Raw genomic sequence first — 18,074 nt, forward strand, 5'->3', positions numbered from 1 at the left:
AGATAAAGAAGCCCCGCTGAAAAAGGCGGGGCTTTTTTTAATTTATTCTGATATGGTAAGCGCAGCGCTGCTCTGGTTACCAGCAAGATCACTGGAAAAAAGAGTTAGATTTTTGTCAGGAATTTCAAAAACAAAGGTACTGCTGGATTTACGTATAGGGAAATATTGATTTCCATCGGCGTCAAGCCCATAAACACTGTCTGGGTTAACGCCGCTTTGATTGTCCTTTAGCGTAAAGGTGAGTTCCTTATCGCTGGAGGAGTAGCCTGAGAGAACAGGTGGTTCGGTATCCTCAATTGAGCCGGTATTTTCCGGATTGAGACTGGATACGCCCAGAATGAGACCTATAACAGCAGCAAAGACAGCGGGAATCCACCAAATTCCGCGCTTTTTGGAAGAAATATTTTTTGCCGGGGGCTGTGCGGTTGCCTCAGGAAGCGCTGATAAAAAAGGCAGCGTTTCGGGAAGAGCGCCTTCGGAGAGCTTGAACATAGCTGGCAGCAGACCAATTTGAAAGCTGTAAAGCCCACGCTGAGAAAAGTATTGATGAAGTGTTTTCTGCGCGGTATTCAATCGGCGTTTTACGGTGCTGAGGGAGCAGTTCATAATTTCCGCGATTTCTGAGAGCTTATGATTTTGGTAATAGCGCATGGACAGCAGAAAACGTTCATCTGCCGAAAGTGTTTTCATCGCCTCTGCCAATGCCGAATAGCGTTCATCGCGCAATGCTTTTTCCTCTGGGATAAAGACAAGATCCATTTCGGGTTGATTTAAAAAAAGCGTGTCATCCGAACAGTGCTGCTCATTTTGAGGTTCCTTTTTCCGATAATAGGAAATACAGGTATTATAAGTAATCCGATTTAGAAACGCCATAAAGGTTTTAGGGTTTTTAAGGGTTGAGATAGACTGAAGCAGCTTGACATAAATATCCTGAAGGATATCCTCTGCTAAAATATCTGAGTTAAAATATTTTTTGACAATGACGTACTGCCGCCGCCATGTCAGGCGGTAAAGCTCCGAAAATGCCTCGGAATCTCCTGCTATGGCCCGTGACACGATGGGCTCATGGCGTTTATAATCAAAAATTTCCATTATTCTGTCACCTTCAGTTTGAGTAGTTCATATCTAAATGTACTAAATATGCAAAAGAATGTCAATTGAGAATCTCAAATTCAGACTTTTCTTAAACTTTAAAAAATTTTTCAAAAAAGATGACCCCTCTATATGAGTACGGCGTCTTACTATAATAAAATCCCCGAATTCCGAGGCCTGAAATTTAAGATAGCGGGCTTCGTTAAAATATTTTATAATAGTACAAAAGAGAGGTAAGGAAGAAGATGCAAAAGCGAAAAGAGGTCAAACGTTTTATATGCTTTGTCATGGCGTTTGTACTGGCTCTGTGCCTTGTCGGAACATTGGCACCCGGTAAAGTAAAGGCCCAGACAAGACAGCAGGTATGGGAGGACGGTATCCGAAAGATCAGCCGGAAGGATACGTCAGGTATGGGTGACACTGCCACCGGCAGTGCAGTTCCCCGTTGGGACGGCAGTGCCAAAGCGGCAAAGCTGAAGGAAGGCAGCACGACCGTCTATGAAATATGGACACCGGAGGAGCTGCGCTGGGCCTTGAGCGGCAGTAAAAATGTCGAACTGATGTGTGATCTGGACATGGGCGGAGAGATTAAAACAACAAATTTCGACGGTACCGCCAATGACACAGCCGATACCGCCAACGGTGATTATAAATTATGGAGTATTGTGACACTGAAAAACTGCGAGGTGAACGGAAACGGCCACACCATCTACAATCTGTCCGCGAACACAGGCTTTGTCAACCTTGGACTCGGAGCTGTGCTCCGGGATATCACCTTTGACACCTTTAAAATATACGGCAGCGGAGCAGTTGGGGTTGTTGCCAGCACAAGCGGCAGTACCGAAGCCATTCCGTCAGTTATGACAAACGTCGGGCTCGAAAACGGCGTGGTAAGAGGCGGCGACTTTGCGGGGGGCCTTGCGGGGTCAGGGTATAATTCCAACATTACCGGCTGCCATATTAAGAATGTCCAGGTTAAGGGAAATGCTCATTCGGCGACAATCGCCGGCGCCGCTACAGGTGAAATCTCAAATAGCTATGTGGTGGACTCGCTTTTAGTTGTCACTAGTCATGCAGGCGGTGTCGTTGGGTGCACAAACGCAGGTGTAAAGGTTAAAAATGTATTTACAAATGTAAGTATGTATGGAACGTCTGAAATAGGTTCTTTTCAAGGTGAAGGAATAAAATCTGTTTTTGAAAACTGTTACTCTGCGGGATTTGTGGTTGGTACAGGATCACAAGTTGGCGGATTTATTGGCGATGCCAACAGCGCGCAATTTAAAAATTGCTATTCGAGTGCCATGGTTATCAACGAGGCTGGAAGTAATTATGGCGGTTTTGCCGGGTATAGCGATGGGACAGCAGCTGTATTTTCAAATTGTTACGCTGTGGGTGAAGTCGGAGCATTGACAACACCTAATAAATCCTATAGTAATATAGGCGGCTTTATAGGCGCTAACAGCCGCAGCTTTATAAATTGCTACTACGATAAACAGACAAGCGCACGCCGTGAGTTTGGCGGTGGAACCGCAGAAGTTAAGGGTTTAACCACCAAGAACTTGACAGGTGTTGAGCTGTCTGGCTTTGACCCGGAAGTCTGGGATTTTCAGGAAGGGCGTTACCCACAGCTCAAGGTATTCTCCACAGGCTCTGCCTTCACCGATCCGGATGATATTGCTACCGCCAAGGTTTATTCTCAGGCATCCGTGGCGACTGCTTTTCTGAGAGACCAGACCGGGGGTGATCCTAACAGTAAGAACTATGATACTGTGCGGGAAATCACTGACCTGTTCCCCATGACCAATGATGAAAATACCGGCGAGGGAGAAAATGGCCTGGTGCATTTCACCTGGGAGCAGGACCCCGCCCACCCCGACAACATCGTGGGGCCCTTTGGCAGTGACATTCTCACTATTTCCGACAGTGGCTCAAAGGACCATGTTTCCAATATGACGCCGGGTATCGGCTGGGCCAGAATTGAAGCAGACCTTTATGAGAACGGAAAGTGGTACTCGGGAAATCACGCTGTGCGTTTTGTACCTACAGTGATCCTGTCGCTGGATCAGGAGGGCGATTCAAGTCTGGGAGCAGGAAAAGACGCGGTGCTCTACCCGTCTCTGACCGGCGAGGAAACGCTGTACGACCATGTTGACGGCGTGAAGCTGGCCAAGACCGACGCGGCGACCCTGAGCAAAAACCCGGCCACACTCTCCTCCTACCCCTATCCTGAGGGTAACGGCTATAAAGACCAGCCGGTGGTGATCCAGTACGGCGGACAGGAAGTGACTGGGAAAATCAGCGTGGTCATTACAAAAACCCTTCCCGACGGCACCCAGAGCGAGGATCTTCTTACAGGCGGTAATGCCCAATATTATGCCGATTTGTTTAACGGCATTACAGCTTTTACCGAAGTGGATAAGGGCGTTTATACCCTTACCTATTCCTGGCAGGTCAATGACACCGATCCGGATATGATTCTTAAAAACAGTAAAAAGGTTACTGTGCGTGACGGACTCACAGCTGTTTTCAAATGGAATGACAGTATTCACACAGAGGAAAGCGGTGAAAACAGCAGCACCTACGCAGAACTGAAGCCGCCAGAGGATACCCTGAAAGTGGGAGACACTCTTGGCGATAAAATACCGCAGGATCCGTCGCAAAAAGGACATAGCTTTATCGGCTGGTCGACTCGTGCGGACGCTACCGAGGCAGACTATACCAAAGAAAAAAATAACACTGTGGCGTTTAAAAAAGATACAGTCATGGAAAGTGATGTGCTGGTCTATGCTCTGTGGAAGCCCTACCAGTATAATTTTGAGTTTAATATGCCTGAAAATGCCGCATCCGTCACAGTAAGAGGGACCTACGGTAAAACACTGGGCGACAGCATGCCACAGGCTCCAGAACAGGGCGGCTATGTGTTTGCAGGCTGGAGCACAGAAAATCCGGCTGACAACCCCGGCGCCGCGCCGTCACTGAAGGGCGATACAATTATTGACGAGACCCTTGTGGGTGAGACTGGGAACAATGGAACCATCCAAGTATATCCGGTTTACCGTCCCTCTGAAGGCACATTGAGCTTTTATAAAAATGATGGGAGTCTCGATAATGATGGTAAGGGACCGCGGATTGGCGATGCTGTCACCTACCAGTACGGTGGTACCCTGCTTCCTCCGCCGGATGCCGGCGAGCGTCCCGGACATGTTTTTGCGGGCTACAGTACAGTTCAGAAGCCAGTGCTTAAACCGGATGAGGCTTTTGACAGCGAATATCCTGAAAATGGAACCTTCGATCAAAGTGACGAATACTACGCCGTATGGCAGATCAAAACCTTTGCGGTTACGCTGAAGAACAATGACGGAACAGACCGTGAAATTCTTCTGGAAACTATTCCATACGGCAGTCTTTTGAATGATGAACAGATGAAACCGCCTGTGCGGGAGGGGTATACCTTTACTGGATGGTCAAGGGACCCTGAAGGCACAGATAAACTTTTAGAGAATCCAGTGGTCGAAAGCGATCAGACCTATTACGCCTGCTGGTCCAAAAACCCCTATAGCCTGGATGTGTTTTTAAGCCCAGACGCCAAGGAGCCCTCAAAGCCTGACACGGTGATAAAGGACGTTCCCTATGGCACACCGCTGGGAGATCGGTTGCCTGTACCACCTCAGTACTGGACCGATGAAAGCGGACAGAAGTGGGAATTTACAGGCTATGTCGATGCCAATGGTAATCCGGTAGACAGCCAAACAGCTTTTAATCCCGGAGATTTGAAAGAGGATCACGGCGTTATTACAGGCACCTATAATCAGAAGGTCTACACCATTTCCGGAAATAAATATGGACACGGCAGCTTTATCAAAGGACTTGGTATTTATCCAGATGGAGAGAATACAGTAGTCAGCTGGCAGCCGGACAGCGGCTATAAAACGATTCAGGTAATGATTGATGGTGTTGTGCGGGATGATCTGTTAAATAGCGGAAAAGGCGGTGATATTGCCTTTAAGGATATTCATGAGGATCATCAGGTTTATATCGCCTTTGAAAAGGACAGCGGAAACGATCCCGAAAAACCGTGGTACACAATATATACAACAAAAACAGGCGGCGGAGACCAGTCCACACTCACCAAAACAGCGACGGTTGAGGAGGGAAAAAATTATCAGGTTGAATGGAAGGCAGCCGACGGTTACACTGTTACAGGCATCACTGTGGACGGCGTGACACATCCGGTGAGCGATTCGGGCAAAATTGATTTTAATCAGATTGGGAATGACCATGAAGTCATTGTCGTGTTTGAACCGGCTACGCCGGAACTGGACGCCGGATCAACACCAGGTTTCTGGACCATCACCACACGTCAGACAGGCGGCGATGCTTCGGGCGGCGCTACGTCCCTCACCCCCACCGCAGTGGTGGTTAAAAACTCCAGCCCATCGGTAGCATGGTCAGCAGCGCCGGACAGCGGCTACCTTGTAAAGACAGTGGTTATTGACAAGGGAACGCCTGAAGAGCGTGAGCTGACTAACGATGAAATAGCAGCTGACCAGTGGCTGTTCGACAACATTTCAAAGAATCATACCGTGGATGTTGTCTTTGACCACCCGGAAAAACCAGTTGATCCAGATAAAAAACAGTACAAAATTGAAACAGTCCTCACTGGAGGACCAGGTGTGATTACCGGTTCGGCAGTGGTGGAAGAAGGAGATCAGTATAAAGTAGAATGGAAAGGACCTGAGGATGAGCGTTACATTGTTGAGGAAATTAAAGTTAACGGGACGCCACAGGAACTGGACAAGGAAGAGACATTTTTTGAAAATATTCAACAGGATAGCCGGGTAGAAGTTAAGCTCAAACCCAATTTGCGCGTGGTTGAGACCAGCAGAGTAGGACAGGGCAGCATCGATCCGTCAAAGACTGTTTTTTATAAAGACAGCTACATGGTCAAGGCCGCACCTGCCCAGGGCTGGTATCTGCGGAGAGTAGAACTTGACGGCGAAGTCGCAGGAGAATTTACGGATCCGACGATACCCCAAACAATGATGCTGATGAGCGCTCTGGCCGATACAGCGGAACAGCAGGTTACCATTGACGAAAATCAAAACATTGTCATACCCCTCGAGGGCATTGTTGAAGACCATGAAGTTAAGGTGACATTTGTAAAAGAAGGTGAAACTGAGATACCGGAGGATAATTTATTTAACCTGTCAACACGTATTGAAGGAGGGACAGGAATAATTACGCCGGGTAGCGCTGTGTCCAGGGGTGAGACTGTCCAGATTAACTGGAGCCCGGACGCTGAATTTGAAGTTGACCATATTGACATCCGGGTAAACGGTGTTCTAAGAAATGATCTCGCAGCTACAGTGCAAAACAACAGCGTGATTCTCAACGATATCTGCGACACTTACGATATCACGGTGGTATTAAAGCATGGCGATCTAGAGGCGGATGACCCATCCGGCGGCGGGTTACCTTTATACTATAATATTCAGACAGACATCACTGGCGCCGCTGGGGCGGATATCACCCCGTCTCAGTATCATCGGCCGGCCGGATCCTCAGTGCCGGTGCAGTGGAGCTATGACGCTCTGCTCTACGAGGTGAAAGCGGTCAACGTCGACGGCGTCAGCCATCCAGAGCTGGCTGCCAGCTTTGAATACGCGTTTGACGATATTCAGTCAGATCACCGCATCGAAATTGTTTTGGGAGTTATTGAGCAAAAGGAGCCTGAAAAGGGCCAGTTTACGGTCAGCACAGCCGCCAGAGGCGGCGGCAGTATTGACCCTGCTGTGACAGTACAGGAAGGCAGCGACGCTGTGGTGCACTGGAAAGCATTTGAGGGTTACGAAGTATCAACCGTTATTATCGACGGAATTGTGCGGGGTGATCTGCAAAAGCCGGGTTCAGAAGGAAGTGTGGTTTTTGAAAAAATAGACCGAAATCATACGGTGACCGTAGTATTCCAAAAGGACAGCGGGAGCATTACCCCTGAAAATTATGTGGTCGAAACCTTCAGGCAAGGAAACGGCAGCATCACTCCCACCACGGCCATCAAAGCGGGTTCAGACCATGAGGTTGTTTTTGCCCCAGATCCCGGCTATAAGGTAACGCGTGTGGAAATCGACGGTGTGAGCCGTCCAGAGTTTATTAAAGAGGGAAAAATTGTTTTCAAACAGCTTTCAGGAAACCACCAGGTACAGGTGATTTTTGAAAAAGACGGTGAACCGGTAATCCCTGTGGAAACCTGTACAGTCCGCGTGACTGTTACCGGAGGTTCTGGAAAAGTGAGCGCGTCAGCGACTGTTTTAAAGGGCGAAAGCTACACAGTTAACTGGCAGCCCGAGGAAGGCTGGCGTGTTGGCAAAATTTTGATCAATGGGACAACTCGCCCTGACCTGTTAAATAAGACAAGCCTTGAGCTGAAAAAAGTTACAGAAGATCAGGAAATAGAAATATTTTTTGAACCCATTGAGAGCAGTGTTCCCCCAGAAACTGACGGCGGGCCTGAGGATGGGAATAAACTGGAAGAAGGAGATAACGGCAGTTCTATGAAGCCTATGTATCCTGACGAAGGTATGACAGAAAAAGAAGAAACACCTTCTGCGGAAAGTATTTCAAGTAAAAAAATTGTTCTGAGCGGTTTTGCACCAAATACAGGACTGCGTGAAAGCGGAGCGGGAAGGACGGCCCTGCTCGCAAAGCTTCTGAACGGGCAGTGGCCACTCAAAAGTGACAGAATGGCACTGGCAGATTTGATTTTGACAGCCCTGTCGGCCGCGCTGGCGGCGGAAGCGCTTGTGTTCAGAAGAAAGAAAAAAGCAAGGATGGTTGTAATGATGGCCGCAATCACATCTTTACTGCTGTTTTTACTGACACAGCCCTTGATTTTACGCTTTGTGATATTTGACAGCTGGAGTATTTTGTTTCTCGCCTTGATAGTCTGTCAATTGGCGGCTCGGCGGCTTTCTAAAGAAAACGAGGACGCTCCGGAAGAAGAAATTGAATAGATTTTTATGAAAAAACAACGCCCGTTTTGGCACTGTGCACTTACCACAGGCTGGAACGGGCGTTTTATTTTATTCGATTATTACAATTGATCGTCCGAGATTTCCAGCATAGTCTGAAACATAAACCTCCAGCTGGCCGGGACGCTCCGGAAGCGAAAAGGTAATACCGTTTTGCTCGGGGGATGTGCTTTCGGGATAGATAACTTCACCTTGGCTGGTGACAGCGTAGATGGACGCAAAATTAACACCAGAGCCTTCGTCATAAAGGATAACCGAAAGAGTTGTCGGGGTTGCTTGATAGGAGAGCAGCTCAGGAATGGTTGTGTCTACTACCGTTATGGGTTCAGCAGCAGAAAATACCAGATCGCTCAGGGCAGCGGGCAGAACAAGTAATATGGATACAAACGCAAAAACCGGTGGGAGAAGCCATTTTAGATGCTGTTGTCTTTTTATACGCTCGGCGGTGTTTAAAAAACTTTGGAAGGTGTTTGGATTTTGCGAAGCTGCAAAGCCCTCTGGTTGAGTCATTATTTTATTTAAAAGGGCAGAAGCCCCGGAGCTTTCAAAAGCAAAGCCGGCAGCTGAGGTTTTGAGCGCGGGCATAAGAAAAAAAGCCGGACTGCGCTCCTTCCCCAGCTTTTCGACAAATAACTGACGGATTTTTTTTAGCTGCCGTTTAACGGTACTCAGTGAGCAGTCCAGAGAAAGGGCGATGTCCTTAAGCTTCATATCCTCGCGGTAGCGAAGAATGAAGATGGCTCTGTCACGGTCTGAAAGAAGCGACAAAAAGCTTAAGAGTTCCAGGCTGGTTTCCTGATGCATAAGCTTTTCAGCCGGTTCGGGATAATACGAGTGTGTGCTGCTGAGAGAATCCAGATAGCTGTCCTCTGACGGTTTTTCCACAATATAGTATTGCTTTCGTTTGTAAGAGATACAGGTATTGTAGGTCATTCGGTTGAGATAGGAGATAAGCATTCCCGGCTTTCTGATGGTATCAATGTTGCTTAAGAGCTTTATGTACACATCTTGAATGACGTCTTCTGCCAGATAGGGATCTTCCATAATCTGTGAAGCCAGAAAATACTGTGAATCATAGGTTAATCGGTAGAGCCTTTCAAAGTCTGCTTTATTGCCCTCCTGAACGCTTACAACCAGCGCGCCAAGCTGCTCGTAATCTAAATTTTTCATTAAAAACCTTCCTTTTTACCTTATCTAACTAAACTGTAAGCTAATCTGCCTGGCTTGTCAAGTTTAAAAACATTAAGACCAGCCATAAGAAAATTTTTTTCTTAAGAATTCAGAAAAAATGAACCTTTTTGAAAAGTCTGTGCGTCTTATTAACGGTTTAAAAGAATCAGCGCCTGTGCTCGTCGAAAAAATCCAGCGCAGGGCTTTAACATTGATTTAATATGATGGAGGAGTAAGGATGAGAGGTAAAAAGAAATTTATCAAACAGATCATGGTCATGGCGCTGACGATGATCATGGCCGTTGTGAGCCTGCCCGCCGGGCTGGGCTCTGCTCTGGAGCCGGGAAACGTCCAGGCAGCAGATGACTGGGCCAGCGATGTGGCGGAGTTTAAGGGCTACGGCAATGAGGGATGGACAGAGACGCAAGACGCTGTCCCTAAATGGAGCGGCAGCAATGCTGTTTCCACTAAAAATGATGGAGACCCCGAAAAGGATGCTGCGGTCATACCACATCAAGTTTTACAAGAGACCGTCCAATATAAAGCAATCAATGTAGCGGGAGACGGGACCCTTATGCTGCCGGCAGAAGAAACGGAAGAGGTAGCGTACTATGAAATCTATTTTCCAGAACAACTGCGCTGGGCTATTACAAATCAGAAAAGCTTCAGGCTGATGAGCGATCTGGATATGGGCGGACGGGACAGGACATGGTCGACAGCTGATTTAAGCAGTAAAGTTTTTATGGACGGCAACGGACACACCATTTATAATTTAAATACCACTGGGGGTGGCTTGATTGGCTCTTGGAGCCAGCCGATTATCGCGAAAAATATTAAGGTGGTGTCTGCCCAGATGCAGAGTGGATTATTTACAGGGACAAACATCAGTACTTATATTTCTATGGAAGAGGTCAGTCTGGAGCACGCCTTAATTCAATCCAATGGGTTTGGAGGCGGATTAATTGGAGGTTCTTATTACCGTCCGTCTGGAAGTTATGGCCGTGTTTACGCTTCAAATTGCCACGCGAAGAACGTTTATGTGAATGGAACAGGTTGTTCTGGGAATATTTTTGGACCCATCAGCGGCTTTGTTGAAAACTGCTATGCCGTTGACGGTACTGTCCGTACGCAGCATCATTCTGGTGCTTTCACATCCTGTGCTGGAAATTACATTATTAAAGATTGCTTTACCAATGTGCGGGCATACGCAAATACGACAACCGGTGCTTTTGTAGGGCATCCAGAGGACAGTTACTACGCACCGCCTTATAGAGGCAGGAGTCATACATCTCAATTCATCAATTGCTTTTCATCAGGACGCATCGAAGGCGGTTCGGTTTTAGGAGGTTTTGTTGCGGGGACAGGATCATCTGTAAATAGTGAGACTCATAGCTATATTTTTGAAAACTGCTACAGCACCGCCATGGTCGGTATGCAAAATGCCGCCAGTGCACAAGGCGGATTTATTGGCCAGATTGAAGAACCTACGACAAACGCATCTTTTATCAATTGTTTTTCTGCAGGGGAAGTCGGCACACTCACCACAACGACGGAAGGTGAGAACAGTACCATCGGTGGATTCATTGGACAGAAGTTAAATTCCCAGGCACAAAGCCCGTTTGACAGATGTTACTATGACAAACAGACCTCGGCCATGCGTGAGCGCGCTGTGGGAACGGTAAATACTAATTTTGCCGGTATTATTGGTCTCACAACAAAAAACATGGCGAACACTGCCTCGCAGATTAATGGTGATGTCTGGGTCTCTTTCGAGGGCCTGTACCCTCAGCTCAAAGCTTTCACCGAAGCAGACGGCTTCACCAGCGAGGAGGATAAGCTCACCGCCAAGGCCTACTCAGCGGCCTCGGTCACCACGGCCTTTATGCGGGATAACACCACGGCAGAAAACCTGACAGACTACGATACCGTCCGGGAGATCACCGAGCTCTTCCCCCTCAGTAATGACGCCATGGCAAAGGGCAGCAGCTTTAAGATCAACTGGACAGCCCGGGATATCGAGAGTGGTATTGTTAAAGATACGCAGGTTCTGACCATCGGGCGAACCAACGCCCTGAACACTCCGAATAACGATCAGGTGACCAATATGGCGCCGGGCATTGGGTGGGCAGATGTGCAGGTGCCCTACACACAGGGCGCAGATACCGTGATCGGCCGCCGGTCGCTGCGGATTGTCCCCACCTCGGTGCTCTCCCTGAGCGGCGGCCAGGGCAGCCTGGACGCAGGCAAGGATACCTACCTGTATCCGAATATCGCAGGGAAAAACACCTACGACCACCGGCCAGGCGTCAGCCTTGTCTACGCCACGGCAGCACAGCTGGCGACTGGAAATACAATAACTCCAATCAATTATCCATTGAATGATACGACCTACAATCCAAATGTCACTGTTTCTGCAAAGAACGGCAGTGTCAAGGTGGAAATCTTTAAAGAAAATCCTGACGGCACTCTGTCAGCGGATCTGCTGCGCAGCGGCACAACGGAACAGCAGCAGCACTACAAAGATTTATTCGCAGGCGGAACCTTTACCTCGGAGGATAAAGGAACCTACACCATTAAATACACCTGGACCATTGAAAATGGGCAGACTGCCGAATTAACTAACAGCAAACGTGTCATCGTGCGTGATCCGATGACTATTCAGTTTAAATGGAACGACGGCGTCCACGATGACACAGTGGAGAGCTACGCCGTCCTGCCGGAGGGAAGCTCAACCGTCCAGCTGCTGGTTGGTGAGACATTGAAGGATAAAAATGTGGACATGCCCGCAGACCCGGACCGCACAGGCTATACCTTTGTGGGCTGGTCAGTGGATAAGACTGCCAGCGCCGCGGATTTTACCGATGAAACGGCTCTTCCCAATGTTGAAACCCTGAAGGTTTACGCCCTGTGGCAGCCCAAAAATTATGATGTGAAATTTAATTTTATGGAAAACGGCAAAGAAATCATCCTGTCGGACGGTGTGGTGCCGGCAGAAAAAAACGTGGCGGATATTCCCTACGACACTGCCATAGTCCAAAAAGGCGCAGAGGCTTTCCCGGCTGATCTGGCGCTGGGAGCGACCTGCACCGTTGACGGTACTGCCAAAAGATTTATGGGCTGGAGCACGCTCAATCCCTATAAAGATGGTAAGCAGTTTATCTTTGCGGGGAATTTTACAGAAGATACAGCCATTACTCAGGGCGATAAAACAGCAAAGGACAATCCGTTAAAGAATTTTGATTTTGACAACAGCAGCACTATTGATGTCTACCCGGTTTTTGTTTACAGTACGGGAAGTTGTAAATTTTACGACAATAAAAATACTGCTCTGGACAAACCTGGCAATGGTGGCGCTTTAATCTCAGGCGCCGGCGGAACGGTAAATTTCGGCGCCGCCCTCACCCGACCTGATGATCCCTCGTGGGAAAACAGCCGTGTCTTTTTAGGATGGTCGGAGGAACCAGTTAAGCTGTTCACCCCACAGGGGCCAGCTGAAGACGAATTTACCGACGTTTTTCCAGAGGGCGCCACCTATGACGGACAGGAGCCTGTTTTAAAATATTATGCAGTCTGGCGTGATAATACCTACACGGTCAATGCTTATGTAAAGGGCAGTGACACTCCCGAAGATACCCTCAGTCAGACGGGTATCTACGGAGAAAGGATTGCTCTGCCGGATATGAGGGACTATCAATATTACACAGACAGTTCAGGCCAGAAATATCATTTTACCGGATGGGTCAACCGGGAGCATACCACAGAGGCAGTCACAGAGGAGACTGTCTATCATGTTGGCGACGCGTCGGTGGGCAGTGACAATGTCCTTGACCTTCAGGCTCAGTATGAGAAGGTCTATGATGTCACCTTCCACAAAGAGAGCGGCGAAAATTCAGAAACCTTTATGGCTGTCGAAAATATTCCCTCAGGCCAGGCCATCGGCGGTCAGTTTCCAACAGGCAGCCCGGCGCCGCCTGAAGGAAAAGTATTTATCGGATGGGCATTAACGCCAGATGCTGAAACAGCAGATGCCAATGTGAATGCAGACTACGCAGTCACGGCAAATACGCATGTCTACCCTGTGTTCCGGGAGGCGGCGGGAACCTTGGTCTTTAAGATGAATGACAGTACAGACCATCACTTTGTGGAGGCAGCTGTTATCCTTTACGGCGGTTTGTACACCCGGCCACAGGCTGAGCCAGCGCGCGAAGGCTTTGAATTCATGGGTTGGTCGAGGAAGGCAGAGGAACCTCTGGATTTTGAACAGACCTTTGATGATGAACTGCCAGCCGGCTCAGAAAAACCCTATGAAGGCTTTGAAAAAGAAATAACCTATTATGCGGTCTGGCGTTACGTGCCGTTAACGGTGCGCTTTTATCCAAATATCAATAACCCAGAGACACCGTATCAGGAAGTTAACGCCATAAAATACGAGCAGACTCTGAGCGAGGTTGGTCGATATCCACAGGAACCTGTCCGGAGCGGTTACCGCTTTATGGGCTGGTCGTTGGATAAGGCTGTCAATAATTTTGACCAGAATACGCGGATTACTGAAAAGGAAATGGAAGTCTACGCACTGTGGAGCGCCAATGCCTATATGGCAGTTTTTGACGCTAACGGCGGCAGTTTTGGGGCGGGACAGAGCGTTCAGAATATTGAACAGACAACAGACCAGCCTTATAAAACGCCAGAGGCCAGCCCGGTACGGGACGGCTATATTTTTGCCGGATGGTATGCGGACAGAGAAAACCAGGGCGGCGAGCCCTATGACTTTAGCCAAAACTTTACAGCAGCCAGAGACCAGAGCTTTTATGCTAAATGGAGCAGTGATATCAACACGCCTTATACAGTAGAGCATTACAGGCAAAATGTAGACAGAGACAGTTATACTCTGGCAGAGACAGACACTCTGGCGGGGACCACCGGAACAGAGGTAACCGCCATCTCAAAGGCTTATACAGGATTTATATGTAAAGGGGACAAGGACGGAAAACAACCGGTCAAGGGAGTGATCACCGGCGACAGCACCCACCTGGTGCTGAGACTTTACTACGACCGTGTCAACGCAACGATTCGTTTTGACATGAATGGCCACGGAGAGCAGCTTGCCCCGATTACCCTGCCCTACGGCTCCAGCCTTACCCCACCCCAAAATCCAGTGGCTTCAGGTTATGCCTTTAAGGGCTGGAAGACTGTGAGAGCAGATGGAAGTCTGGAAGACGGTTTTTATGCCTTTCCTGAGACCATGCCAGCGTCCGATGTCAGTCTGAAAGCTGTCTGGAGCAGACTCTTTGAGATAACTGCTTCTAAATATGGCCGGGGAAGTATTACCGGCGGTACTGGAAACTTTGAGGAGGGGGCTGCCACGACAGTGGCCTGGAAGCCGGATGACGGATATGTAGCAAGCAGGGTCATGGTCGACGGACAGATCCGCGATGATCTGCTGAATGGCGGAGCAGCCGGGAGTGTGGCATTTGAGAATATTACGGCAGATCATCATGTTTATGTGACCTTTGAAAAAACCGAAGGCAGCCCAGTGCCCGGAGAGAACAGTTTTTATACAGTTTATACCAAAAAGACCGGCGGCAGCGACGACTGCTTCCTGAGTCCTACCAAGACGCTTCCGGGAGACAAAAAAGGCAGCTATGTGGTTGAATGGAAAGCTGCGGAAAAATACTATGTGGCACAGGTGATCGTGGATGGCGTAAGCTATCCGGCCAGTGATGAGGGATTCATTCCCTTTACCGGCATACAGAGTGACCACTTTGTAGAAGTGATTTATGAAAAGAGCACCTCTATTGGCGGCAGCACAACCCCAGGTTTTTATACCATCACCACCAACCATATCGGAGGCGACCCTTCAGAAAATGGGAAAACCTTCCTGACACCGAGCAGTGTGGTTAAGCCGGGCAGCGACCATACCGTCAGCTGGTCAGCACTGGCGCCTTACAGCGTCGAGCGTATTATTATTGACCAGGGGACAGATCATGAAAGAATACTGACACCAGGGGAAATCGCGGCGGGCTCCTTTGACTTTAACCAGACAGACGCTGACCATGTTGTGGATGTTGTCTTTAAAAAGGCAGAATCCGGCAGCCAACCTGATCCCATAGAAAAGGTTCAGATCATTACCAGTCTGGTTGGTGGACCGGGTGAGATCACCAGCTCTGCCGTGGTTGAAAAGGGCAGCGACTATAAAGTTGAATGGAAGCTTCCGGATGAAATCGCAAAGCCGGACGGCGAATATTACAATTATTATGTGGTGGACAAGGTGCTCGTCAATGATGAGGAGCACAGCAAGGATATGAGCGTTGAAGAATTTAACGCGATCGAGGAGGATCAGGTAGTCAAGGTTATCCTGAAGCCAAATCTGTACAATATTCAGACAGCGGTCGCTGGAAAAGGAACCATCTCCCCCTCGGCCACCTTGTTCTACGGACAGGATTATGAGGTTAACGCTCAGCCGGACGAGGGCTGGTATTTATGGAAAGTCAAGGTTGACGGCGAGACCATCCACGAGTATAAAGACCCGGATGCGCAGCAGACAGCCAGTATCAAAAATCCTTTCGCGGAACAGATTGTGTATGCGGCAGAAAAAAACGAAATTGATACAAACATTGTCGGCGACCAGGTCGTCGTACCGGTCAGCGGTATTACCACAGACCACGAGGTAAAGGTAATTTATGCTAAGAACGGTGAAGTGCCACCCTCTGAGGAACAGATGTACACTGTCACAGGCCATATTGAAGGCGGCCCGGGGACAGTGAACGGTACAGGGATGTTTGAAGGTGGAGAAGGAACAACCGTTCAATGGACAGGGATTCCGGACACCTATGAGGTCAAAAAAGTGACCGTGACCGTCAACGGCGTAGAACGGCTGGACCTCGCGTCTTCTGTGTCTGAGGGCAGTCTGAGCCTGGAGGATATTCATGACCATTATGACATCATTGTGACCATTGGCATGAAAGGAAACAATAGCTCTGGCAGCAGTGACCCCGAAACGCCAGAAGCACCAGAGACGCGTTACGCCATTGAGACAGCCGTGAAAAACGGCGAGGGAGAGATTACCCCATCCATCGTGGGCATAGCCCCGGGGGGCCAGAAGCACATTGAATGGAAGATTGACAGCAGCCGCTATGAGGTACAGGAGGTGAGGATTGACGGAAACCTTGTTGACAGCTTGAAGGAGGCCACAGCCTATGATTTTACAGACATTCAGGCCGATCACCGGATTGAGGTTATCCTGAGGGAAAAAAGTCAGGATCCTAGTGATATACCCGGCGAAAATAGCCAGTATACCATCTCTACCCTCCGCAATGCCGGAGGCGCCATAAGCCCTACCGTAACCGTTGATAAAGGAGCAGATCATCGGGTTACCTGGAAAGCGGACGAAGGCTACAGAGTGGCCAGGGTGATTGTGGACGGCGTTGAGCGGCCGGATCTTGTGGATAAGGACAGCGCAGGCTTTAAGGACATTCAGATGAGCCATCAGGTTGAGGTGACTTTTGAAAAAGACGGCGGAAGCGGCGGACAAAAGCATGAACACACCATCGACACCACTATTGGCGGAGGCAGCGGCAGCATCGACAGCACCGCAGCTGTGCCGGACGGCCAAAGCCATACGGTTCACTGGCAGCCAGGCGAAGGCCAGGAGGTCGGCACTGTTATTGTGGATGGCGTCGTCCGCGATGACCTCAGAGATAAAGACCGTATTACCTTTGACAACGTCACAGAGGATCACCAGATTACGGTAATCTATACCCCAGCCGGAAGCGGTGGGGAAACTCAGAAAGATTTTTATGAGATCGGCACCTCAATTGAGGGACAGGGCTACATCACGCCTACGGCCAGCCTGGAAAAAGGCAGCAGCTACACAGTTGCCTGGAAGCCTGAAAAAGGCTGGAAAGCAGTCCGGGTAGAGATTGACGGCGTGGTTCAGCCACAGCTTACCCAAAAAGATGAAATCACTTTTGACAGCATCGGAAAAGACCATACCGTCAATGTTATCTTTGAAAAAGAAGACGGCATCGTGCCCTCCCCAGGCGAGCAGGTTCAGATAACAACAGGGATCACGGGCGGACTTGGAACCATCAGCGGCGGCATGACAATAGAAAAAGGAGAGAACGCCTCTGTCCGTTGGACACCGGCAGAGGGATACGTGGTTGAGATGGTCTGGATAAACGGCGAAGAACGCCCAGACCTCATTGGGAAAAATGGAATTGACCTTAAGCACGTGGAAAACAGCCAGGATATCCGGGTTTCCTATAAAAAAACCGATTCCCCATCTGGCGAAGGAGCTGTTACGCCGGGTTATCCCGATGGAGACGGACAGGGAGGTCATGACAGCGGACAGTATAGCGGCGGAGCTGTAAATAGTGAACCGGCTTCAATGTTTGAAAAAACAACACAGGTGACCATGAGCAGCATTGCGCCAGTTACCGGAATCAGAGACCGTGTGGCGCAGGAAAACGGCCAGAAGCCCCTGCTTCAGAAACTGTTTGGGTTAAAAGACAGCGCCAGCACATTATCGCTCCTTGACCTGTTTGCGACCTCTGGTGTGATTGTGCTGACTCTGGCGGCCTTCCTGTTTAAAAAACGGGCATGGGGCTTTGGCGTCATTGCCTCGCTTACTGCGGTTATCTTGTTCTTTGCCACACAACCGCTGATTTTGAAATTTACCTTTTTTGATAAGTGGTCTCCCCTCTTCCTGATACTGCTTCTGATGGGAGCACTGATGTTAATTTTGCTGGGAGATCAAAAAGAAAAGGAAGATACCCCTCAATAAAA

At 48.9% G+C, this 18,074-nt stretch carries 4 protein-coding genes; 2 read left to right on the plus strand and 2 right to left on the minus strand.

Annotated elements, in window-relative coordinates:
* Positions 1 to 42: 42 nt before the first annotated feature.
* Positions 43 to 1,092, minus strand: a complete 1,050-nt coding sequence (locus tag CPZ25_RS13310; RefSeq protein WP_096918816.1) for an RNA polymerase sigma factor — start codon at positions 1,090 to 1,092, stop codon at positions 43 to 45.
* 245 nt (positions 1,093 to 1,337) lie between these two features.
* On the opposite strand from CPZ25_RS13310, the gene CPZ25_RS13315 reads away from it, so the two are divergent.
* A complete protein-coding gene (locus CPZ25_RS13315) occupies positions 1,338 to 8,102 on the plus strand; it encodes an InlB B-repeat-containing protein (RefSeq protein WP_096918817.1) in 6,765 nt (2,254 codons plus the stop codon).
* 69 nt (positions 8,103 to 8,171) lie between these two features.
* Here the strand turns inward: CPZ25_RS13315 and CPZ25_RS13320 are convergent, their stop codons facing one another.
* Positions 8,172 to 9,290, minus strand: coding sequence for an RNA polymerase sigma factor (locus CPZ25_RS13320; RefSeq protein ID WP_096918818.1), 1,119 nt, complete (start codon positions 9,288 to 9,290; stop codon positions 8,172 to 8,174).
* Positions 9,291 to 9,528: 238 nt separating this feature from the next.
* On the opposite strand from CPZ25_RS13320, the gene CPZ25_RS13325 reads away from it, so the two are divergent.
* On the plus strand, positions 9,529 to 18,072 hold the full coding sequence (locus CPZ25_RS13325; protein WP_096918819.1) for an InlB B-repeat-containing protein: 8,544 nt from the start codon (positions 9,529 to 9,531) through the stop codon (positions 18,070 to 18,072).
* Positions 18,073 to 18,074: the final 2 nt, after the last annotated feature.

This window comes from Eubacterium maltosivorans, assembly GCF_002441855.2.
Classification (GTDB): Bacteria; Bacillota; Clostridia; order Eubacteriales; family Eubacteriaceae; genus Eubacterium; species Eubacterium maltosivorans.

Excerpts from the sequence above, each read along its gene's own strand:
- CPZ25_RS13310 (WP_096918816.1), bottom strand. The coding sequence starts at position 1,092 with ATGGAAATTTTTGATTATAAACGCCATGAGCCCATCGTGTCACGGGCC.
- CPZ25_RS13315 (WP_096918817.1), top strand. The coding sequence starts at position 1,338 with ATGCAAAAGCGAAAAGAGGTCAAACGTTTTATATGCTTTGTCATGGCG.
- CPZ25_RS13320 (WP_096918818.1), bottom strand. The coding sequence starts at position 9,290 with ATGAAAAATTTAGATTACGAGCAGCTTGGCGCGCTGGTTGTAAGCGTT.
- CPZ25_RS13325 (WP_096918819.1), top strand. The coding sequence starts at position 9,529 with ATGAGAGGTAAAAAGAAATTTATCAAACAGATCATGGTCATGGCGCTG.